The organism is Streptococcus sp. 27098_8_91, assembly GCF_041432385.1.
Classification (GTDB): Bacteria; Bacillota; Bacilli; order Lactobacillales; family Streptococcaceae; genus Streptococcus.
Genome location: NZ_JAPVZN010000005.1, coordinates 34,346 through 55,921, shown reverse-complemented (window position 1 = coordinate 55,921; position 21,576 = coordinate 34,346). Strand labels below are relative to the sequence as shown.

Genomic DNA, 21,576 nt, shown 5'->3' with positions numbered 1-21,576 from the left:
AGATTTTCAGAGTTTTTTGAACAAACTTGTTATTAGTGAACAGATATGATAAACTATAGTAAATAAAAAAATTAGGGAGTAACTTATGATTAACGCATATAAAAGTTTTTTTAAAGGTTATGTAGATTTCACAGGCCGTTCAACACGTTCAGAGTATTGGTGGATTTGGCTAACAAACATACTACTTCTTATCCCTCTTTATTCAGCATACTTTAATGCTATATTTAGCGAAGGAGAAGAGGGTGCTTTTCTTGCCTTGGGTGGACTCGCTATTGTCTATATGATTTTCGGTCTTGCCCTAATCTTACCTATGTTAGCTTTGACAGTTCGCCGTCTCCGTGATGCTGGTTTTCACTGGGCTCTGATTTTTGTACATTTTATTCCCGTGGTTGGAGGAATTGCTTTACTAGTCTTGTTAGCTATGCCAAGCAAGGAAGTAGAGGTAGTAATCCTTAATAAAGCTGAAGAAGTTGAAGAAGTTGTGGAAGTTTCACCTTTCGAAGAACCAGACAACAAATAGGATAGTCAAACTTTACCATCTATTTAGCTGACTAGCCTTCTTCCTACTAGTAGGTAAATCACTAACACTCCCATATCCATTTGTGGATTGAGGAGTGTTTTATTTTGTAAATATTTGTGATTTCTAGCAGTATCTGATAGACTAAAATATACAACTAAACAATTAGGAGTAACTTATGATTCAAGCATATAAAAATTTCTTTAAAGGTTATGTAGATTTTACAGGCCGTTCAACACGTCCAGAATATTGGTGGGTTTGGCTGATGAATAATATTTTGTTCCTACCCCTGTATATATTCTATTTTCAAATGGCCTGGAATGATGCTGGAGAAACAGATCCTATTTTAGGAGTAGCAATCATAAGTATTTATATGATTTTAGGTATAGTGTTCTTTACACCAAGTCTTGCTGTAAAAGTTCGTCGGCTAAGAGATGCAGGCCTTCACTGGGCTTTCATCTTCCTTTACTTCGTTCCAATGGGTGGTATTGCTCTTTTAGTTCTGCTAGCCATGCCAAGTAAGGAAGTAGAAATAGTAACAATCAATAGATCTAAAGAAGTTGAAAGCGAAGAAGTTTCCCCTTTTGAATAATTGGACGAGTACGGGGAATGTCATTCTCCTCATTATGATCAGACAAAAAGCTCCCAAACCTAACTTTTAGGCTGGGAGTCTTTTGTTTAACGTTTTAATTGTAGATGCTGTAAAATGTCTGCCGGGTGGTGAGCAATCCAGTCAGGATTATAGCCCATGAGGTCTTTCTCCTCACCGAATCCCCAGGTTACCGCTAGTTTTTTAATGCCAGTTTCTTGGGCACCAATCATATCAAACTTGGTATCTCCGATAATAATGACTGTTTCGGGCGCTAGATGATGAGTTTCCAGAGCCTGACGAATGACATCAGCCTTGTGTAGGGCTTGAGGGCTTGAACCATAAATGCCATCAAAGAAGTGGTCAATCCCAAAATTGCTAGTCATATCAACTGCGGTTGGTGTATTCTTCGTAGTAGTGATATAAAGAGGATAATGCTCAGCTAGTTCTACAAGTAAATCTTTGATATGTGGAAAGAGTTGGGCTTCGTAAACACCCTTTTCCTTATAATAAGAACGATAGAGCTGGATGGCTTCCTCTATCTGCTCAGCTGGTAAACAACTAGCAAAGCTGGTTTCTAGTGGAGGTCCCATAAAACCTCGAATGGTTTTGGCACCAGGACTAGAAACTCCAAGTTGGTCAAAGGTATAGGTGAAACCATTATGGATACCGATAGAACTATCAACTAGCGTTCCATCTAAGTCAAAAAAGATAGCAGATATAGATGACATTGATTCTCCTCAAAATGATGAAATTATTCGCCGAAGATTTCTTTTTGAAGGCGACGACCTGTAGGTGTGGCAGCGAGCCCCCCTTCAGCAGTTTCACGAAAGGCAGTTGGTAAGCTAGATCCTACTTGATACATGGCGTCAATGACCTCATCAACTGGAATTTTTGATTCGATACCAGCCAGAGCCATATCGGCTGCGATGAAGGCAAAACTTGCTCCCATAGCGTTACGCTTGACGCAAGGAACTTCAACCAAACCTGCAACGGGGTCGCAAATGAGACCGAGCATGTTTTTGATAACGAAGGCGATAGCCTGGCTCGCTTGATAAGGCGTTCCGCCTGCAGCTAGAGTTAGGGCAGCGGCACTCATGGCTGAAGCTGAACCGACTTCGGCCTGGCAGCCACCTTCGGCTCCCGAGATAGAAGCGTTGTTAGCAATCACGAGTCCAAAAGCACCTGCAGCGAATAAGAAGTCTAGTTGTTGTTCATGAGTTAAATCCAACTTTTGGATAGCAGCAGTGAGAACGGCTGGAAGGCAGCCTGCACTACCAGCAGTAGGTGTTGCACAGACCAGTCCCATCTTGGCATTGTGTTCATTAACGGCGATAGCATTACGAGCTGCAGACAAGACAGTGAAGTCTGATAGGGTCTTTCCTTTTTTGATGTAGTGGTCAAGCTTGGCAGCATCTCCACCTGTCAAACCGCTACGAGATTTCTTTTCACTAAGACCAAGCTCAACTGAAGCTTTCATGACTTCAAGGTTGCGCTCCATGAGAAGGAGAACTTCTTCACGTTCACGACCTGTTAGCTCAAACTCGGTCGTAATCATGAGCTCAGCAACATTGCCTTGAAAATCAAGTTCGGCTTGTTCGACTAATTCTTTGATAGAGTAAAACATATTTTCTCCTATTGAAAGAAATTGACATTATGCAAATGAGGAATTTTACGAATCTCTTCGATAGATTCATCACAGTTGCGACTATCAACTTCGATAATCATAATGGCTTTCTCACCAGCTTTTTCTCGGGTTACATTCATTTGGGCGATGTTAATGTCAAAGCGAGAGAGGGCCTCTGTTACGTGAGCGATCATACCAGGAACATCCTGATGAACGATGATAATGGTAGGGGTGTTCATGTTGAGGGATACGGCAAAGCCATTGAGCTCTGTCACCTGGATGTTACCACCGCCGATTGAAATTCCTGTCACACTGATGGTCTTGTGCTCATTCTTAACAGTGATTTTCGTAGTATTTGGGTGAGGGGCGTTACTATCTTTCTGGATAGTCCAGACAATTTTGATGCCACGCTTGTGGGCAATTTCTAAACTATTTGGAATTTCTGGATCATCTGTGTCCATTCCCAGGATTCCAGCGACAAGGGCTAGGTCAGTTCCGTGCCCGCGATAGGTTTTTGCAAAAGAATTAAAAAGCTGGAACTCGACCTCGGTTGGAGTATCGTCAAAGATAGAAGAGACGATTTTACCGATACGAACAGCTCCTGCCGTGTGACTACTAGATGGGCCAATCATGACTGGCCCAATGATATCAAAGACAGATTGAAAACGAAGTGATTGCATCTGTTTCCCCTTAAAAAGATTCTTAACTCTATTATATCAAAGATTAGATGCAAGCGCTCAATTCCATGGTAAAATATCTAAAATCCCCATAAAGCCTATAAAATCAGGCCTTTTGTAACAAAAAGAGGCTGTTTAAGCGAAATAAAACATAGTCTTGTAACATTTCTACATAAAACCGTCAAGAAACAGTAATAATAGTAGGGTATGATGGAAATATAAGAAAGAAGGAGAATCTTTTAATATGAAATCAACAACTAACAAAATTAAAACAGGACTTGTAGGAGTAGCAGCAGCGCTTGCTTTCCTTGCACCATCACTTACTTTTGCACAAGAAACAACAACTTACACAGTAAAATCAGGTGACACTCTATCAGGAATCGCTGAAAAATACAATACAACTGTTGAAAAATTGGCAGAAAAAAATAAGATTAAAGATATTCATTTGATCTATGTAGACCAAGTATTGGTTATTGATGGTGAAGCACCAGCAACTTCAACTACTTCAACTGCGACAGCAGAAGCTCCAGTAACAGCACCTGCAGCTACTGAAACAACAACTTATGAAGCGCCAGCAGCAAGCGTAATTGTAGCAGAAGAAACTGTTGCTACAACAGAAACTTCAGCATCAACTTCAACTGTAAGCGGATCTGAAGCAGAAGCTAAAGAATGGATCGCTCAAAAAGAATCAGGCGGTAGCTACACAGCTACAAACGGACGTTACATCGGACGTTACCAATTGACAGATTCATACTTGAACGGTGACTACTCAGCAGAAAACCAAGAACGTGTAGCAGATGCTTATGTAGCAGGACGTTACGGTTCATGGACAGCTGCTAAGAACTTCTGGCTTAACAACGGTTGGTACTAAGAACTGACGAACAAAATAAGATGCAAAAGTCGAGGGATTTCCTCGACTTTTTTTATATTTCCTTTGCTTGATAACAGGTCTCTACTTCATTTTTGAGGTGAGATAGCATGGTTGTTTCATCAGTTAACTCCAGAAGGGAGAAGCCCTTTTGAATAAGATGTTCATTACTAGTACAAATACCTATTCGAGCATAAGTGATTGCTAAAATATCGTATCTTTTCTTTTTCTTAGCGTCCTCTAGTAAGGTGTAGCAGATTTGTTGACAGGTATTTTTATCTTGGTTGTACAAGTAAATGGTGGACAGATTGAGTAGGATTGCCATTCGTAATTCATATAAATGTCGATAGTTTTTATATTCTTCCAAGCGCTGCAAGATTTGTTCAGTGATGAGGTGGAGGTGTTCGATGGGAAAGCTAAAAAGTATGGTGTTGAGGATTTTTAGGTCGCTTTCATACCATGTATCTTGTTTTTCAATTTTTTCCCAAAGCTTTTTGACCGTTTGTTCCACTTGGATTGAAAGCTGTCCTGTTCCATGTTGACGGATATAAATAACAACTTCCAGCATATCTCTGATTTCCTCTATAGGGAGATCGTGATGGACCTTGAGATAGTCTTGGCATGTTTCAAATAAGTTGACTAGACTACTGGTACCAAAGATGGAACTCGTATTGAGATAGGTTTGCATGATTTCTGTTCGCTGGCTTGGCTGATAGAGATGGCAGATGTATTCAAACTCTTCAAAACTCATATTGACTTGATGGAGAAGAAACTCCATGTTTTCATATTTTGGAGTTGCCTTGCCACTTTCAAACTTGGAAAGACTGGTTCTTGAAAGGCCATTTCCACAGACCTCTTCTTGGGTCAATCCTTTTGACTCACGTATGTCTTTATATACTTTCCCGAAATCATAGCGCATGATGTTCTCCTTTTCGTGAAAAAAGTTAACAATAAATTGAATTTTATTAAACATATTGTATCATAAGAATATAGAAAGTAAATAAGAGGTATCATGTAGCTAGAAAATAATAGATTGGAGGTTGTTTCAATGCGTAAAAATAAAGATCTATTTCGGGTAATCATTGTCTTTGTGGCAGGGGTTATTTTGATTCTAGCAACACCAGTGTTATTTAGAGTTGTTATAGAACTACTGTCAAAATAAAATCTGCATTGATTAGATTCATTAGGATTTAAAATCATTACATGAGAGCTTCTGGATAAATTTAATTTGCTGTAAGATTTGCTTATTTCATCAATTGCTTTTAGTTAGAATCCTGATTTTTCATTTACCATATTTATATTCACAGAAGTTCTAATCAAGACATTAAAGTGGATATCATGAGAAGAAAATAAGAAAGGTGATTTTATCTATAGTAGGTAGAATCTAAAAAATAAATTATGACTCATTTAAAATTTTATATCAAATCCGTTCTTTGTTCATTGGTATTGTTTATCCTTTTAATTCTTTTTATTAAAAATATATATTACCCTGCTCTAAAGATAACTATTGAAGTTATTCTGTCATTTTCGATAGGTAGTCTTTGTTATTCCATTTTTTGTAAAACAAATCGAGCTGCTTTTCTGCCAATTTCGGTTGTTTTATTTTTGCTGACTCTTTATTTGCTGGGAGTATAGTGTTTTAGCAGGAACTTTGTCAGTTTGCATTTTTTCTTGGAGAAATTCTGTCCATTGAAATTTTAATGTCTTTAAGTGGAGTAAATTTGCTATCAAGATTTTTCAAAAAAAGAGAAGTCAATAGATTTGTTAGTGGATTATAAAGATGAAAGGTAAAATTGGGATATTTAAAATGAAACATTTTTTTGCAGGAATTGGTGAGATTCATTTTTTGTCACTTTTATTATATCTAGGCATGTCTACTAGCCCAATTATTGGACTAGTGATTGGACATACTAAAATAAATCTAATAAATTCTATTATTATAGCTCTTGGTATGATATTGACATTAATTTTGGTATTATCAAGAGTGTATAGAAAATATTTTTATAGAGACGATGATGACTAAAGTTTTTATCAATAAAATCAGAGGTTGGTAGATTATCAGCCTCTTTCTTGTCTTCTCCAACCAAGCATGTTATAATGAATACTGCTCAAGCGACCTTCAATCGTGAAGCACACACGACCTTCAATCGTGAATAAACGAATAGATGGGAGACTTATCATGAGTGATAACTCTAAAACACGTGTTGTCGTGGGGATGAGTGGTGGTGTTGATTCGTCGGTGACGGCTCTTTTGCTCAAGGAGCAGGGCTACGATGTGATCGGTATCTTCATGAAGAACTGGGATGACACAGATGAAAACGGCGTTTGTACGGCGACCGAAGATTACAAGGATGTGGCTGCGGTGGCAGATCAGATTGGCATTCCCTACTACTCTGTCAATTTTGAAAAAGAGTACTGGGACCGCGTTTTTGAGTATTTCCTAGCGGAATACCGTGCAGGGCGTACGCCAAATCCAGATGTTATGTGCAACAAGGAAATCAAGTTCAAGGCCTTTTTGGACTATGCCATGACCTTGGGGGCAGACTATGTAGCGACTGGGCATTATGCTAGAGTAGCGCGTGATGAAGATGGCACTGCTCACATGCTTCGTGGTGTGGACAATGGCAAGGACCAAACCTATTTCCTCAGCCAACTTTCGCAAGAACAACTTCAAAAAACCATGTTCCCACTAGGACATTTGGAAAAGCCCGAAGTTCGCAGATTAGCAGAAGAAGCAGGCCTTGCGACTGCCAAGAAGAAAGACTCGACAGGGATTTGCTTTATCGGAGAAAAGAACTTTAAAAACTTCCTCAGCAACTACCTACCAGCTCAGCCTGGTCGCATGATGACTGTAGATGGTCGCGATATGGGCGAGCATGCAGGACTTATGTATTATACAATCGGTCAGCGTGGAGGTCTCGGTATCGGTGGGCAACACGGTGGTGACAATGCCCCTTGGTTCGTTGTCGGAAAAGACCTGAGCAAGAATATCCTCTATGTCGGTCAAGGTTTCTACCATGACTCGCTCATGTCAACCAGCCTAGAGGCCAGTCAAGTCCACTTTACTCGTGACATGCCAGAGGAGTTTACGCTTGAATGTACGGCAAAATTCCGCTACCGTCAGCCTGATTCGAAGGTGACCGTCCATGTCAAAGGAGATAAGGCAGAGGTTATCTTTGCAGAATCGCAACGCGCCATCACACCAGGACAGGCAGTTGTCTTTTACGATGGCGAAGAGTGTCTCGGTGGTGGTTTGATTGACAATGCCTACCGCGATGGACAAGTTTGTCAGTACATTTAGATTGACAAATTTTCTCAATTTGCTACAATAATAAAAGCAATAGAAATGATGGTCAAAGCTCATGGATGTTGCAGGCTTTTTTGTCCTGCACTTCTTTGGAGTTTTGACTGTTTTTGTGTCGTTTAGAGGAAAGGATAAAAATGACTCAACAAGATTTTCGGACAAAAGTAGGAAATATAGTTTTTGGTGTTCGGGCGACAGCCTTGATTCTCCAAAATCGCAAGCTTCTAGTCACCAAAGATAAGGGCAAGTATTACACTATCGGTGGTGCGATTCAAGTCAATGAAAGAACGGAAGACGCAGTAGTCCGTGAAGTGAGGGAAGAACTGGGTGTCAAAGCTCAAGCTGGGCAACTAGCTTTCGTGGTTGAAAATCGTTTTGAACAGGAAGGTGTTTCCTATCACAATATCGAGTTTCATTATCTGGTGGACTTGCTTGAAGATGCCCCATTGACCATGCAGGAAGATGAGAAAAGGCAGCCCTGTGAGTGGATTGACTTGGATCAGCTTCAGGATTTCCAACTAGTCCCAGCCTTTCTAAAAACAGCCCTACCAGATTGGGACGGCCAACTAAGACACATCCATCTTGAGGAATAGGAGAGAAATATGACTTATAATTTTACTGAAGAATACGATATTATAGTTATCGGTGCGGGACACGCTGGGGTAGAAGCATCTCTAGCAGCTAGCCGTATGGGCTGCAAGGTCTTGCTTGCGACCATCAACATTGAAATGTTGGCTTTCATGCCATGTAATCCCTCTATCGGTGGTTCTGCCAAGGGAATTGTTGTGCGTGAAGTCGACGCTCTCGGTGGAGAAATGGCTAAGACCATTGACAAGACTTATATCCAGATGAAGATGCTTAACACTGGGAAAGGTCCAGCAGTTCGAGCTCTTCGTGCGCAGGCTGACAAGGAGCTTTACTCTAAGGAAATGCGCAAAACGGTTGAAAATCAAGAAAATCTCACTCTTCGCCAGACCATGATTGATGAGATTTTAGTAGAAGATGGCAAGGTTGTCGGTGTGCGTACAGCGACCCATCAAGAGTACGCTGCCAAGGCCGTTATCGTGACGACAGGGACAGCCCTCCGTGGGGAAATCATCATCGGAGACCTCAAGTACTCGTCAGGTCCTAACCACAGCCTAGCTTCTATTAACCTTGCTGACAATCTCAAGGAACTGGGGCTCGAAATCGGTCGTTTCAAGACAGGGACGCCTCCACGTGTCAAGGCCTCTTCTATCAACTACGATGTGACAGAGATTCAGCCAGGAGACGAAGCGCCAAATCACTTCTCATACACTTCACGTGATGAGGACTATGTCAAGGACCAAGTGCCATGCTGGTTGACCTATACCAATGGTACCAGCCATGAGATTATCCAAAACAACCTCCACCGTGCGCCTATGTTTACAGGTGTGGTCAAGGGAGTAGGGCCTCGTTACTGTCCGTCAATCGAGGACAAGATTGTGCGCTTTGCAGACAAGGAACGTCACCAACTCTTCCTTGAGCCAGAAGGGCGCAATACAGAGGAAGTCTATGTGCAAGGCCTCTCAACCAGTCTGCCTGAGGATGTCCAGCGTGAGCTGGTGCATTCTATCAAAGGTTTGGAAAATGCAGAAATGATGCGAACTGGTTATGCCATTGAGTATGATATGGTCTTACCACACCAGTTGCGTGCGACTCTGGAAACCAAGAAAATCTCAGGGCTTTTCACAGCTGGCCAGACAAATGGTACATCTGGTTACGAAGAGGCAGCAGGCCAAGGGATTATCGCAGGTATCAATGCGGCTCTGAAAATCCAAGGTAAGCCTGAGTTAATTTTGAAGCGCAGTGACGGTTATATCGGGGTTATGATTGATGACTTGGTGACCAAGGGAACCATCGAACCTTATCGTCTCTTGACCAGTCGTGCCGAATACCGTCTCATTCTCCGTCATGACAATGCCGATATGCGTTTGACTAAGATGGGACGTGAGATTGGGCTTGTGGATGATGAACGCTGGGCTCGCTTTGAAATCAAGAAAAATCAATTTGATAATGAGATGAAGCGCCTAGACAGCATCAAACTCAAGCCAGTCAAGGAAACCAATGCCAAGGTTGAGGAGATGGGATTCAAGCCGTTGACAGATGCAGTAACAGCCAAGGAATTCCTTCGCCGTCCAGAAGTCTCTTACCAAGATGTGGTTGCCTTCATCGGACCTGCTGCTGAAGAATTGGATGACAAAATTATCGAATTGATTGAAACGGAAATCAAGTACGAAGGATACATCTCAAAAGCCATGGATCAGGTTGCCAAGATGAAACGCATGGAAGAAAAACGCATTCCAGCCAACATCGACTGGGATGACATTGACTCTATCGCGACTGAGGCTCGCCAGAAGTTCAAACTCATTAATCCAGAAACCATCGGTCAAGCCAGCCGTATTTCTGGAGTTAACCCAGCAGATATTTCCATTCTCATGGTGTATCTAGAAGGTAAAAATCGAAGTATTTCAAAAAATCTAGAAAAAAAGGCTGACTAAAGACAAAGTGCTGAATTCTCTTTTAGGAATTCAGCTTTTTTGATAGAATCGTCCTCTATTTTCGAATAAAGAGAAAAGGAGGAATGATTATGCTGACGGTAGAAGAAAAAAATTTTTTAGATCACTATAAAAATGCTTCCTATCATCGTTTTTATGAGATTGAGCGCTTCACTAGTCTCTGTCAAAAGTTAGACAAATGGCCACCACAGGCTGACAAGCTTTAGACTTTTTGATATACTAGAACAAATTAAAACATAGGAGAGAATGAATGAACGTATATGGCAGATTAGAAGAGGAACCAACTCCATCTTGGACGGGAATTCAGGATGATTTAGTTGGGAGAGAGGAGCGCTTCGAGGATGAACCAAGTTCATTTGCTCCCTTACCATTATTTAAGATCCTAATCTGGAGCACTTTAGTTGTACTTGTATCTGTAGTTCTTCCTTTCTTGCTAGGACTAACTAGCCCAGAGCAGGCACAAGATTTTTATATGGGATGGGCGATGCACCAGGGGGGAGATATCTACACAGACTATTTTGGAACGAGTGGCCTTCTCTATTACTTTTTACAGTATCTAAGCAAGGGTAGTATTTTGTTTGCAGTCTTTACTTGGTTTGCTCTAGTGGGTGCTGGTATTTTTCTTTTCCGTTCAACTTATGCCTTGACGGAGGAGAACAAGCAGTCGCAACAAGTGTTGACCATCTTTTATCTTCTTGCTGGAGGACTTAGCTTTGGCGGTGGTTATGCCACCATTTTGGCCCTTCCATTCCTGTTTTACGCTCTTAGTTTAGTAACAAGGTATTTGGTAGAGTATAATCATGACAAAGGTTTCGTGCGTATTGGGATTAGCCTGGCTCTAGCATTTTTCTTTGCCCCTCTAGTTACAGCTCTATATGCTCTAGTCTTATTCTTTGCATTGTTAGCCTTTAATATTGGGCGTGGTCGCTTAGTTCATGGGCTCTATCAATTTTTTGCAGCTGGTCTTGGGTTCTCACTTTTCTTTTATTCAATTGGTTACTATACGGCTTATAATGGGAGTTTCGGAAGTGCTATCAGTCAAATTCTCTATCCAGTAGATAGTTTGAAGTTTATGTCCAATCCAGCCTTGCTGGACAACCTCCTTTTTTATGGATTATTAACAATTGGTCTTGGAGGATTAAGATTCGTATTTACAGGACTTTTCCAGTCTAAACCAAGTAAGCAATATGTCTTATCTATTTTTGCTTCAGTAGCTATCTTATTGTTACTAGGATTGGAAATTTTCTCTACAGAACCGATTCACGGTAGTCGTCTAGCTACTTTTCTTCCGTTCTTGTCCATTCTTCTATTGACTCACATTCGAACTGGGGAATTAGAAGGAGTCAATCGCCGTAGAAGACATCGAGAAGTACCCTCAATATGGGCAATATTTCTTCAGGGTAATGTCTATTTGCCAGTGTTAGCTTTGGCCTACCTATTTTTGGCTCCTCTGGTAGCCCGTTATGTTCTTCACTCAGAACAATATCTAGAACGAACTCGTATAGAAACTACGGTTAAAGGACAAACACAGGCAACAGATCGTATTTATATATGGGATGATCTTACTAATGGTTATAAGACTAGTGAACGTTTAGCAGCTAGTCAGTTGCTATCACCAAAATTATATACTGGCCTTGATGCAAATCGTAGCAAACTTGTCAATGATTTACGTGATAACCAGCCTAAAGTGATTGTGGTCAATACTAAAATAGCTCTCTGGACGGAAGTAGAACAGCTTCTAGCAGAAAGTTATCAACCAGTTCAAAGTGAATTCAAAGACTTTAAACTTTACAAATTAAAATAAAATAATCAATATCTAGTATAATTTTTATGAAAATAGGAATTTTAATACTAGATATTGATTTTTATTTTTTTAGTGATATAATATTTTTTAGATACTACTTTTAGAAAAGAGCCTGGATATGATTGTATTGGAAGAGAAAACAAACCCTGATCTAACCTTATTCGTCGAAAAGCGTGACGGTAGACGCGTCATTTTTGATGTAGATAAGATTGACAAAGCCTTGCATAAGGCTGCGGAAAAAGTCATGGATATAACCCCCTTGGTCGAAAAGCGTCTTAATACTCTAGTTGAACGTATTGTAGAAGAGATTCATAGTCGCTTTCCTCAAGGTGTAAAAATCTATGAAATCCAAAATATCGTAGAACATGAGTTATTGGAAGCTAAAGAATATGCCTTGGCAGAGGAATATATCACTTATCGAACTCAAAGGGATTTTGAGCGCTCAAAAGCAACAGATATCAACTTCAGTATCCATAAACTTCTCAACAAAGACCAGGCAGTTGTCAATGAGAATGCTAATAAAGATAGTGATGTTTTTAATACCCAGCGTGATTTGACGGCAGGAATTGTTGGGAAATCAATCGGTCTTCAAATGCTTCCTAAGCATGTGGCTAATGCCCACCAAAAAGGGGATATCCACTATCACGATTTGGACTATAGCCCTTACACTCCGATGACCAACTGCTGTCTGATTGATTTTAAGGGTATGTTGGAAAATGGTTTTAAGATTGGGAATGCTGAGGTAGAGAGTCCTAAGTCTATTCAGACTGCGACTGCTCAGATATCGCAAATCATCGCCAACGTTGCATCAAGTCAGTATGGAGGCTGTTCAGCAGACCGTATTGATGAAGTCTTGGCTCCTTATGCAGAAAAAAATTACCAAAAACACCTCAAGGATGCGGAAGAATGGGTGCTACCTGATAAGCGCGAAGAATATGCTTGGAAGAAAACCCAAAAAGACATCTATGATGCCATGCAATCTCTAGAGTACGAGATTAATACCCTCTTTACATCAAATGGACAAACACCCTTTACTTCCCTTGGTTTCGGTCTAGGAACCAATCGTTTTGAACGCGAAATTCAAAAGGCAATTTTAAACATTCGTATCAAGGGGCTTGGTTCAGAACACCGTACAGCTATCTTCCCTAAATTGATCTTCACTCTTAAAAGAGGACTTAATCTGGAGGAAGGTTCTCCTAACTACGATATCAAGCAGTTGGCCCTTGAGTGTGCAACTAAGCGCATGTATCCAGATGTCTTGTCTTATGATAAGATTATTGAGTTGACAGGTTCTTTCAAGGTTCCGATGGGGTGTCGTTCATTCCTTCAAGGATGGAAGGATGAAAATGGAGTAGAAGTCAATTCTGGTCGTATGAACCTAGGTGTGGTAACAGTCAATCTTCCTCGTATCGCCCTCGAGTCTGAAGGCGACCTGAACAAGTTCTGGGAAATCTTCAATGAGCGTATGAATATCGCTGAAGATGCACTGGTTTACCGTGTGGAGCGAACCAAGGAAGCCACTCCAGCTAATGCGCCTATCCTTTATCAATACGGAGCTTTTGGCCGTCGTCTTGGTAAAGAAGAAAGTGTCGACGAGCTCTTTAAGAATAGACGTGCCACAGTTTCGCTTGGCTACATTGGACTTTATGAAGTAGCGACAGTATTCTTTGGTAACAATTGGGAAACCAATCCAGAAGCTAAAGAATTCACCCTTGATATCATTCGAGACATGAAACATCGAGTAGAAGAGTGGTCAGACCAATATGGCTATCACTTCTCTATTTATTCAACACCGTCTGAAAGTCTGACGGACCGATTCTGCCGTTTAGATGCTGAGAAATTTGGTTCTATTCCAGATATTACAGATAAAGAATACTACACAAATTCCTTCCATTATGATGTTCGCAAAAATCCAACACCATTTGAAAAATTGGACTTTGAGAAAGTCTACCCAGAAGCGGGTGCATCAGGCGGCTTTATCCACTACTGCGAGTATCCAGTTCTTCAACAAAATCCAAAGGCCTTGGAAGCTGTTTGGGATTATGCTTATGACCGTGTAGGTTATCTCGGAACCAATACTCCAATTGACCGCTGTTACAAGTGTGATTTTGAAGGAGATTTTGAGCCGACAGAGAGAGGATTTGCTTGTCCTAACTGTGGGAACAACGATCCTAAAACAGTAGACGTGGTTAAACGAACCTGTGGTTATCTTGGGAATCCACAAGCTCGTCCGATGGTTAATGGTCGTCACAAGGAAATTGCTGCGCGTGTCAAACACATGAACGGTTCTACTATCAAAACAGCAGGACATGAAGTAAGAAGTTAGAAAGAGATAGCATGGGAAAATATCAATTAGATGATAAGGGCAAGGCCTTGGTTCAACGGTTCCACGAGAAACATTCAAAAGGTGGAGGCAATAAAAAAGACCGAGTGGCTAGCCTAAGAGAGCAATTTTTAAATAAGAATAAGAAAAAGTGAGAGTCCGCTCTCGCTTTTCTCTTAGTTGGAGGTAAAGATGATATTACGCAGACCAAGATTGGCAGATAAAGAAACAATTTTAGAGATGATGTCAGAGTTTGAGCAGACTCAATCAGCCCACAATGGAGGATTTTGGGATACTGAGAACTTTGACTATGAAAAGTGGTTGGAAACTAGCCATAATAAAGAAATGGGAATAGGATTGCTGGAAAATCGCGTTCCATCAATTCAGTTCGTATTGTTTGATGAATCAGGCCATGCTTTAGGTTTTTTAAATTTACGGTTGAGACTGAATGAGGGTTTACTGAATTATGCTGGCCATATTGGCTATTCTATCCGCCCTTCCGAAAGAGGCAAAGGATATGCCAAGGAAGCTCTCCGTCAAGGTCTACAAGTGGCTAAAGAAAAGAACATCCATCGTGCTCTGGTGAATTGTAGCGCGGAAAATCCAGCAAGCCGAGCTGTTATCTTAGCTAATGGTGGAGAGTTGGAGGATGTTCGAAATGGAACGGAGCGCTATTGGATAGAGTTGGAGTAGAAAGCATGACATGGAATACACCAAAACCAGGCGAGTGGAAGAGTGAGGAGCTTAGTCAAGGGCGTATCATTGACTATAAGGCTTTTAACTTTGTGGATGGAGAAGGGGTGCGCAATTCTCTCTATGTAGCCGGCTGCATGTTTCACTGTGAGGGCTGTTACAATGTAGCGACCTGGTCTTTCAATGCAGGAATTCCTTATACGCCAGAATTGGAAGAACAAATCATGGCAGACTTAGCCCAGCCCTATGTTCAAGGATTGACTTTGCTAGGAGGAGAGCCATTCCTCAATACAGGTATTCTTTTGCCCCTTGTAAAACGCATTCGAAAGGAATTGCCAGAAAAAGACATCTGGTCTTGGACAGGCTACACTTGGGAAGAAATGATGCTGGAAACTCCAGATAAGCTAGAGCTTTTATCTATGATTGATATCCTGGTCGATGGTCGCTATGATCGGAGCAAGAGAAATCTTATGCTTCAATTCCGCGGCTCTTCCAATCAACGAATTATCGATGTACAAAAGTCTCTCCAAAGTGGAAAGGTAGTCATTTGGGACAAGCTTAACGATGGAAAAGAAAGCTATGAACAGGTGAAGAGAGAATGAAGAAAAAAGAATTAATAGAAAGACTAGTATCAGAAATAGAGTCGGGAAAAGTAAAAACGCTGGGTATCTACGGTCACGGCGCTTCAGGAAAATCAACTTTTGCTCAAGAATTGTACCAAATATTGGATGCTGAAAAGGTAAATTTACTAGAGACAGATCCCTATATTACTTCGGGACGACATTTAGTAGTACCTAAAGAGATACCAGACCAAAAGGTGACAGCATGTTTACCGGTAGCGCATGAGCTGGCAAGTTTACAAAGAGATATTCTTGCTCTGCAAGCGGGTATGGACATCTTGACAATTGAGGAACCTTGGAAGGCTAGCGAGATCTTATCTGGAGCAAAACCAATTCTGATAGTCGAAGGGATGTCTGTGGTTTTTCTACCCAAGGAACTCTTTGACAAAACCATTTGTTTCTACACAGATGAGGAGACCGAATTAAAGAGACGTCTAGCTCGAGATACGACTGTGAGAAATGGCGATGCATCCATTATATTGGCTAGTCAGCAGATGAGACGAGAGCAGTATCTACAATACTATAAAGAAACCGAGTCAAGAGCTGATATCTTGGTAGATCAATCAGATGATAAATTTCAAATTAAAACTAACATTATATAGAAGAAAAGACAGATAATCTAGCACTTAAATATGAAAATTTATTAAAATGGAATAAGAAAACAGTTTCATCTAAAAAATTTAAAAAAACCTGTCAAATCCCTTGCAATCGCAGGGGCTTTGTGTTATTCTATTATGGTGCTGTAAATTACAGCTTTAGCTTTGATGCAAGAGGTTGCGACACGCTCGGTTGCATTGCCACGCAACGCGCGTCGGTTTTCTTGTGGAGCTAGCCTATTATCTTAAATAGACGAAAAGGAGAAAAAGATGGCAAACAAAAAAATCCGTATCCGTTTGAAAGCTTACGAACACCGTACGCTTGACACAGCGGCTGCAAAAATCGTAGAATCAGCTACTCGTACAGGTGCACAAGTTGCGGGTCCAATCCCACTTCCAACTGAGCGTAGCCTCTACACAATCATTCGTGCGACTCACAAATACAAAGACTCTCGCGAACAATTTGAAATGCGTACACACAAACGTTTGATCGATATCGTTAACCCAACTCAAAAAACAGTTGACGCTTTGATGAAATTGGATCTTCCAAGTGGTGTAAACGTAGAAATCAAACTTTAATTTAAAGCTTGATAACTTGAGCATAAAAAACGCTCGTTAAAAACTTTTTGAATAAAAAATATAGAAAAGGAACTATTTTCTCATGACAAAAGGAATCTTAGGGAAAAAAGTGGGAATGACTCAAATCTTCACTGAAGCTGGCGAATTGATCCCTGTAACAGTTATTGAAGCAACTCCAAACGTTGTTCTTCAAGTTAAAACTGTTGAAACAGACGGATACAACGCTATCCAAGTTGGTTTCGATGACAAACGCGAAGTATTGAGCAACAAACCTGCTAAAGGACATGTAGCAAAAGCTAACACGGCTCCTAAGCGCTTCATTCGTGAATTCAAAAACGTTGAAGGCTTGGAAGTTGGTGCTGAAATCACAGTTGAAACTTTCGCAGCTGGAGATGTTGTTGACGTAACTGGTACTTCTAAAGGTAAAGGTTTCCAAGGTGTTATCAAACGCCACGGACAATCACGTGGACCTATGGCTCACGGTTCTCGTTACCACCGTCGTCCAGGTTCTATGGGACCTGTTGCACCTAACCGCGTATTCAAAGGTAAAAACCTTGCAGGACGTATGGGTGGCGACCGTGTAACAATTCAAAACCTTGAAGTTGTACAAGTTGTTCCAGAAAAGAACGTTATCCTTATCAAAGGTAACGTACCAGGTGCTAAGAAATCTCTTATCACTATCAAATCAGCAGTTAAAGCTGGTAAATAATAAGGAAAGGGGAATACAGTCAAAATGGCAAATGTAACATTATTCGACCAAACTGGTAAACAAGCGGGCGAAGTTGTTCTTAACGATGCAATCTTTGGTATCGAACCAAACCAATCTGTTGTGTTTGATGTCATCATCAGCCAACGTGCTAGCCTTCGTCAAGGAACTCACGCTGTTAAAAACCGTTCAGCCGTTTCAGGTGGCGGACGCAAACCATGGCGTCAAAAAGGAACTGGACGTGCTCGTCAAGGTTCTATCCGCTCTCCACAATGGCGTGGTGGTGGAATTGTCTTCGGACCAACTCCACGTAGCTATGCGTACAAACTTCCTCAAAAAGTTCGTCGCCTTGCACTAAAATCTGTTTACTCAGAAAAAGTTGCTGAAAACAAATTTGTAGCCGTTGATTCTCTTGAATTTACAGCTCCAAAAACTGCTGAATTTGCAAAAGTTCTTGCAGCTTTGAGCATCGATTCTAAAGTCCTTGTTATTCTTGAAGAAGGAAACGAATTCGCAGCTCTTTCAGCTCGTAACCTTCCAAATGTGAAAGTTGCGACTGCTACAACTGCAAGTGTTCTTGACATCGCAAATAGTGACAAACTTCTTGTTACTCAAGCAGCTATCTCTAAAATCGAGGAGGTTCTTGCATAATGAATTTGTATGATGTTATCAAAAAACCTGTTATCACTGAAAGCTCAATGGCTCAACTTGAAGCAGGGAAATATGTATTTGAAGTTGACACTCGTGCACACAAACTTTTGATTAAACAAGCTGTTGAAGCTGCTTTCGAAGGTGTTAAAGTTGCAAATGTTAACACAATCAACGTAAAACCTAAAGCTAAACGTGTTGGACGTTACACTGGTTTTACTAACAAAACTAAAAAAGCTATCATCACACTTACAGCTGATTCAAAAGCAATCGAGTTGTTTGCTGCTGAAGCTGAATAATCTAAGGAGGAAATATCGTGGGAATTCGTGTTTATAAACCAACAACAAACGGTCGCCGTAATATGACTTCTTTGGATTTCGCTGAAATCACAACAAGCACACCAGAAAAAACTTTGCTTGTTGCTTTGAAGAACAAGGCTGGTCGTAACAACAACGGTCGTATCACAGTTCGTCACCAAGGTGGTGGACACAAACGTTTCTACCGTTTGGTTGACTTTAAACGTAACAAAGATAACGTTGAAGCAGTTGTTAAAACTATCGAGTACGATCCAAACCGTTCTGCAAACATCGCTCTTGTACACTACACTGACGGTGTGAAAGCATACATCATCGCTCCAAAAGGTCTTGAAGTTGGACAACGTATCGTTTCAGGTCCTGAAGCAGATATCAAAGTAGGTAACGCTCTTCCACTTGCTAATATCCCAGTTGGTACTTTGGTTCACAACATTGAGTTGAAACCAGGTCGTGGTGGTGAATTGGTTCGTGCTGCTGGAGCTTCTGCTCAAGTATTGGGACAAGAAGGTAAATACGTTCTTGTTCGTCTTCAATCAGGCGAAGTTCGTATGATTCTTGGAACTTGTCGTGCTACAGTTGGTGTTGTCGGAAACGAACAACATGGACTTGTAAACCTTGGTAAAGCAGGACGTAGCCGTTGGAAAGGTATCCGCCCAACAGTTCGTGGTTCTGTAATGAACCCTAACGATCACCCACACGGTGGTGGTGAAGGTAAAGCACCAGTTGGTCGTAAAGCACCATCTACTCCATGGGGCAAACCTGCTCTTGGTCTTAAAACTCGTAACAAGAAAGCGAAATCTGACAAACTTATCGTTCGTCGTCGCAACGAGAAATAATTTAAAACTAGTCGCTTAAGCAACTAGGAAATTCCGCCAGCTCGGTAGCGCTCCTTGTGAGCGCAAGCCGCTGTGGTACAAAATTTAAAGGAGAAAATATAAAAATGGGACGCAGTCTTAAAAAAGGACCTTTCGTCGATGAGCATTTGATGAAAAAAGTTGAAGCTCAAGCTAACGACGAAAAGAAAAAAGTTATCAAAACTTGGTCACGTCGTTCAACGATCTTCCCAAGTTTCATTGGTTACACAATCGCAGTTTATGATGGACGTAAACACGTACCTGTTTACATCCAAGAAGACATGGTAGGTCACAAACTTGGTGAATTCGCACCAACTCGTACTTACAAAGGTCACGCCGCAGACGACAAGAAGACACGTAGAAAATAAGGAGAACATAAATGGCAGAAATTACTTCAGCTAAAGCAATGGCTCGCACAGTACGTGTTTCACCTCGTAAATCACGTCTTGTTCTTGACAACATCCGTGGTAAAAGCGTAGCCGATGCAATCGCAATTTTGACATTCACTCCAAACAAAGCTGCTGAAATCATCTTGAAAGTTTTGAACTCAGCTGTAGCTAACGCTGAAAACAACTTTGGTTTGGATAAAGCTAACTTGGTAGTATCTGAAGCATTCGCAAACGAAGGACCAACTATGAAACGTTTCCGTCCACGTGCGAAAGGTTCAGCTTCACCAATCAACAAACGTACAGCTCACATCACTGTAGCTGTTGCAGAAAAATAAGGAGGTAAAATCGTGGGTCAAAAAGTACATCCAATTGGTATGCGTGTCGGCATCATCCGTGATTGGGATGCCAAATGGTATGCTGAAAAAGAATACGCGGATTACCTTCATGAAGATCTTGCAATCCGTAAATTCGTTCAAAAAGAACTTGCTGACGCAGCAGTTTCAACTATTGAAATCGAACGCGCAGTAAACAAAGTTAACGTTTCACTTCACACTGCTAAACCAGGTATGGTAATCGGTAAAGGTGGTGCTAACGTTGATGCACTCCGTGCAAAACTTAACAAATTGACTGGAAAACAAGTACACATCAACATCATCGAAATCAAACAACCTGATTTGGATGCTCACCTTGTTGGTGAAGGAATTGCTCGTCAATTGGAGCAACGTGTTGCTTTCCGTCGTGCACAAAAACAAGCAATCCAACGTGCAATGCGTGCTGGAGCTAAAGGAATCAAAACTCAAGTATCAGGTCGTTTGAACGGTGCAGATATCGCCCGTGCTGAAGGATACTCTGAAGGAACTGTTCCACTTCACACACTTCGTGCAGATATCGATTATGCTTGGGAAGAAGCAGACACTACATACGGTAAACTTGGTGTTAAAGTATGGATCTACCGTGGTGAAGTTCTTCCAGCTCGTAAAAACACTAAAGGAGGTAAATAACCAATGTTAGTACCTAAACGTGTTAAACACCGTCGTGAATTCCGTGGTAAAATGCGCGGTGAAGCTAAAGGTGGAAAAGAAGTAGCATTCGGTGAATACGGCCTTCAAGCTACAACTAGCCACTGGATCACTAACCGCCAAATCGAGGCTGCTCGTATCGCCATGACTCGTTACATGAAACGTGGTGGTAAAGTTTGGATTAAAATCTTCCCACACAAATCATACACAGCAAAAGCTATCGGGGTTCGTATGGGATCTGGTAAAGGGGCACCTGAAGGTTGGGTAGCACCAGTTAAACGTGGTAAAGTAATGTTTGAAGTTGCAGGTGTATCTGAAGAGATCGCTCGCGAAGCTCTTCGTCTTGCAAGCCACAAATTGCCAGTTAAATGTAAATTCGTAAAACGTGAAGCAGAATAAGGAGAAGGCATGAAACTTAATGAAGTAAAAGAATTTGTTAAAGAACTTCGTGGTCTTTCTCAAGAAGAACTCGCGAAGCGCGAAAACGAATTGAAAAAAGAATTGTTTGAACTTCGTTTCCAAGCTGCTACTGGTCAATTGGAACAAACAGCCCGCTTGAAAGAAGTTAAAAAACAAATCGCTCGTATCAAAACAGTTCAATCTGAAGCGAAATAATAGACTAGGGAAGGAGAAATTTCAATGGAACGCAATAATCGTAAAGTTCTTGTTGGACGTGTTGTATCTGACAAAATGGACAAGACAATCACAGTTGTAGTTGAAACAAAACGTAACCACCCAGTCTATGGTAAACGTATTAACTACTCTAAAAAATACAAAGCACATGATGAAAACAATGTTGCCAAAGAAGGCGATATCGTACGTATCATGGAAACTCGTCCGCTTTCAGCTACAAAACGTTTCCGTCTTGTAGAAGTCGTTGAAGAAGCGGTTATCATCTAATCAAACCTGAAA

Annotated in this window: 29 protein-coding genes; 25 read left to right on the top strand and 4 right to left on the bottom strand. The window is 41.1% G+C overall.

The window, feature by feature from the left end; all coding sequences use genetic code 11:
- Nucleotides 1-85: 85 nt before the first annotated feature.
- Nucleotides 86-520: a DUF805 domain-containing protein gene (locus O3611_RS05855; RefSeq protein ID WP_371608069.1), complete on the top strand. Its 435-nt coding sequence runs from the start codon at nucleotides 86-88 to the stop codon at nucleotides 518-520.
- A gap of 175 nt (nucleotides 521-695) precedes the next feature.
- Nucleotides 696-1,109 (top strand): DUF805 domain-containing protein, encoded by a 414-nt coding sequence (locus O3611_RS05850; protein ID WP_371608068.1) that lies wholly within the window; start codon nucleotides 696-698, stop codon nucleotides 1,107-1,109.
- An 86-nt stretch (nucleotides 1,110-1,195) separates the two neighbouring features.
- On the opposite strand, the gene O3611_RS05845 is transcribed toward O3611_RS05850, so the two are convergent.
- The 3 genes from O3611_RS05845 to sdaAB are packed head-to-tail and all read right to left on the bottom strand — an operon-like array spanning nucleotide 1,196 to nucleotide 3,413.
- Nucleotides 1,196-1,837 (bottom strand): HAD hydrolase-like protein, encoded by a 642-nt coding sequence (locus O3611_RS05845; protein WP_371608067.1) that lies wholly within the window; start codon nucleotides 1,835-1,837, stop codon nucleotides 1,196-1,198.
- A gap of 23 nt (nucleotides 1,838-1,860) precedes the next feature.
- On the bottom strand, nucleotides 1,861-2,733 hold the full coding sequence (sdaAA, locus tag O3611_RS05840; RefSeq protein ID WP_045762454.1) for an L-serine ammonia-lyase, iron-sulfur-dependent, subunit alpha: 873 nt from the start codon (nucleotides 2,731-2,733) through the stop codon (nucleotides 1,861-1,863).
- An 8-nt stretch (nucleotides 2,734-2,741) separates the two neighbouring features.
- Nucleotides 2,742-3,413, bottom strand: a complete 672-nt coding sequence (sdaAB, locus tag O3611_RS05835) for an L-serine ammonia-lyase, iron-sulfur-dependent subunit beta (protein WP_001191178.1) — start codon at nucleotides 3,411-3,413, stop codon at nucleotides 2,742-2,744.
- Nucleotides 3,414-3,654: 241 nt separating this feature from the next.
- Between sdaAB and O3611_RS05830 the strand changes: the two genes are divergently transcribed.
- Nucleotides 3,655-4,281 carry a LysM peptidoglycan-binding domain-containing protein gene (locus O3611_RS05830; RefSeq protein ID WP_371608066.1) on the top strand — a complete coding sequence of 209 codons (627 nt, stop codon included), beginning with the start codon at nucleotides 3,655-3,657 and terminating at the stop codon, nucleotides 4,279-4,281.
- Between the two features lie 52 nt (nucleotides 4,282-4,333).
- Here O3611_RS05830 and O3611_RS05825 read toward each other — a convergent pair whose 3' ends face one another.
- On the bottom strand, nucleotides 4,334-5,197 hold the full coding sequence (locus O3611_RS05825; RefSeq protein WP_371608065.1) for a helix-turn-helix domain-containing protein: 864 nt from the start codon (nucleotides 5,195-5,197) through the stop codon (nucleotides 4,334-4,336).
- Between the two features lie 888 nt (nucleotides 5,198-6,085).
- On the opposite strand from O3611_RS05825, the gene O3611_RS05820 reads away from it, so the two are divergent.
- The 22 genes from O3611_RS05820 to rpsQ all read left to right on the top strand — a co-directional run bounded on the left by O3611_RS05820 (nucleotide 6,086) and on the right by rpsQ (nucleotide 21,564).
- A complete protein-coding gene (locus O3611_RS05820; RefSeq protein ID WP_042901781.1) occupies nucleotides 6,086-6,301 on the top strand; it encodes a hypothetical protein in 216 nt (71 codons plus the stop codon).
- Between the two features lie 156 nt (nucleotides 6,302-6,457).
- Nucleotides 6,458-7,579 (top strand): tRNA 2-thiouridine(34) synthase MnmA, encoded by a 1,122-nt coding sequence (gene mnmA / locus O3611_RS05815; protein ID WP_371608064.1) that lies wholly within the window; start codon nucleotides 6,458-6,460, stop codon nucleotides 7,577-7,579.
- Nucleotides 7,580-7,719: 140 nt separating this feature from the next.
- Entirely contained in the window at nucleotides 7,720-8,175 is a 456-nt protein-coding gene (locus O3611_RS05810; protein ID WP_371608063.1) for an NUDIX hydrolase, read from the top strand.
- Nucleotides 8,176-8,184: 9 nt separating this feature from the next.
- A complete protein-coding gene (gene mnmG, locus O3611_RS05805) occupies nucleotides 8,185-10,101 on the top strand; it encodes a tRNA uridine-5-carboxymethylaminomethyl(34) synthesis enzyme MnmG (RefSeq protein ID WP_371608062.1) in 1,917 nt (638 codons plus the stop codon).
- An 89-nt stretch (nucleotides 10,102-10,190) separates the two neighbouring features.
- Nucleotides 10,191-10,325 (top strand): hypothetical protein, encoded by a 135-nt coding sequence (locus tag O3611_RS05800; RefSeq protein ID WP_265586415.1) that lies wholly within the window; start codon nucleotides 10,191-10,193, stop codon nucleotides 10,323-10,325.
- A 44-nt stretch (nucleotides 10,326-10,369) separates the two neighbouring features.
- The gene (locus O3611_RS05795; RefSeq protein WP_371608061.1) at nucleotides 10,370-11,923 is read left to right on the top strand and encodes a damage-inducible protein CinA; all 1,554 of its coding nucleotides are present in this window, start codon (nucleotides 10,370-10,372) and stop codon (nucleotides 11,921-11,923) included.
- Between the two features lie 118 nt (nucleotides 11,924-12,041).
- Nucleotides 12,042-14,249 (top strand): anaerobic ribonucleoside-triphosphate reductase, encoded by a 2,208-nt coding sequence (nrdD, locus tag O3611_RS05790; RefSeq protein ID WP_248035747.1) that lies wholly within the window; start codon nucleotides 12,042-12,044, stop codon nucleotides 14,247-14,249.
- Nucleotides 14,250-14,260: 11 nt separating this feature from the next.
- A complete protein-coding gene (locus O3611_RS05785) occupies nucleotides 14,261-14,401 on the top strand; it encodes a hypothetical protein (protein ID WP_000521609.1) in 141 nt (46 codons plus the stop codon).
- A gap of 37 nt (nucleotides 14,402-14,438) precedes the next feature.
- Nucleotides 14,439-14,939 (top strand): GNAT family N-acetyltransferase, encoded by a 501-nt coding sequence (locus O3611_RS05780; protein ID WP_075230998.1) that lies wholly within the window; start codon nucleotides 14,439-14,441, stop codon nucleotides 14,937-14,939.
- Between the two features lie 5 nt (nucleotides 14,940-14,944).
- Entirely contained in the window at nucleotides 14,945-15,541 is a 597-nt protein-coding gene (gene nrdG, locus O3611_RS05775; RefSeq protein ID WP_075230997.1) for an anaerobic ribonucleoside-triphosphate reductase activating protein, read from the top strand.
- Complete coding sequence (locus tag O3611_RS05770; RefSeq protein WP_371608060.1) at nucleotides 15,538-16,161, top strand: uridine kinase; 624 nt, start codon at nucleotides 15,538-15,540, stop codon at nucleotides 16,159-16,161. Before nrdG ends, O3611_RS05770 begins: the two co-directional genes overlap by 4 nt.
- Nucleotides 16,162-16,425: 264 nt before the next feature.
- On the top strand, nucleotides 16,426-16,734 hold the full coding sequence (rpsJ, locus tag O3611_RS05765) for a 30S ribosomal protein S10 (RefSeq protein WP_001284513.1): 309 nt from the start codon (nucleotides 16,426-16,428) through the stop codon (nucleotides 16,732-16,734).
- An 82-nt stretch (nucleotides 16,735-16,816) separates the two neighbouring features.
- Entirely contained in the window at nucleotides 16,817-17,443 is a 627-nt protein-coding gene (gene rplC / locus O3611_RS05760; RefSeq protein ID WP_000160197.1) for a 50S ribosomal protein L3, read from the top strand.
- Between the two features lie 24 nt (nucleotides 17,444-17,467).
- Nucleotides 17,468-18,091, top strand: a complete 624-nt coding sequence (gene rplD, locus O3611_RS05755) for a 50S ribosomal protein L4 (protein ID WP_000024549.1) — start codon at nucleotides 17,468-17,470, stop codon at nucleotides 18,089-18,091.
- Complete coding sequence (locus tag O3611_RS05750) at nucleotides 18,091-18,387, top strand: 50S ribosomal protein L23 (protein WP_001055347.1); 297 nt, start codon at nucleotides 18,091-18,093, stop codon at nucleotides 18,385-18,387. Before rplD ends, O3611_RS05750 begins: the two co-directional genes overlap by 1 nt.
- A gap of 17 nt (nucleotides 18,388-18,404) precedes the next feature.
- The gene (gene rplB, locus O3611_RS05745) at nucleotides 18,405-19,238 is read left to right on the top strand and encodes a 50S ribosomal protein L2 (RefSeq protein WP_000512914.1); all 834 of its coding nucleotides are present in this window, start codon (nucleotides 18,405-18,407) and stop codon (nucleotides 19,236-19,238) included.
- 104 nt (nucleotides 19,239-19,342) lie between these two features.
- On the top strand, nucleotides 19,343-19,624 hold the full coding sequence (rpsS, locus tag O3611_RS05740) for a 30S ribosomal protein S19 (protein ID WP_000533766.1): 282 nt from the start codon (nucleotides 19,343-19,345) through the stop codon (nucleotides 19,622-19,624).
- Between the two features lie 11 nt (nucleotides 19,625-19,635).
- The gene (gene rplV, locus O3611_RS05735) at nucleotides 19,636-19,980 is read left to right on the top strand and encodes a 50S ribosomal protein L22 (RefSeq protein WP_000818137.1); all 345 of its coding nucleotides are present in this window, start codon (nucleotides 19,636-19,638) and stop codon (nucleotides 19,978-19,980) included.
- 12 nt (nucleotides 19,981-19,992) lie between these two features.
- Nucleotides 19,993-20,646 carry a 30S ribosomal protein S3 gene (gene rpsC / locus O3611_RS05730; protein ID WP_000529936.1) on the top strand — a complete coding sequence of 218 codons (654 nt, stop codon included), beginning with the start codon at nucleotides 19,993-19,995 and terminating at the stop codon, nucleotides 20,644-20,646.
- 3 nt (nucleotides 20,647-20,649) lie between these two features.
- On the top strand, nucleotides 20,650-21,063 hold the full coding sequence (gene rplP, locus O3611_RS05725) for a 50S ribosomal protein L16 (RefSeq protein ID WP_000960948.1): 414 nt from the start codon (nucleotides 20,650-20,652) through the stop codon (nucleotides 21,061-21,063).
- Nucleotides 21,064-21,072: 9 nt separating this feature from the next.
- Nucleotides 21,073-21,279 carry a 50S ribosomal protein L29 gene (gene rpmC / locus O3611_RS05720; RefSeq protein WP_000772918.1) on the top strand — a complete coding sequence of 69 codons (207 nt, stop codon included), beginning with the start codon at nucleotides 21,073-21,075 and terminating at the stop codon, nucleotides 21,277-21,279.
- A gap of 24 nt (nucleotides 21,280-21,303) precedes the next feature.
- Nucleotides 21,304-21,564 (top strand): 30S ribosomal protein S17, encoded by a 261-nt coding sequence (rpsQ, locus tag O3611_RS05715; RefSeq protein ID WP_000440801.1) that lies wholly within the window; start codon nucleotides 21,304-21,306, stop codon nucleotides 21,562-21,564.
- Nucleotides 21,565-21,576: the final 12 nt, after the last annotated feature.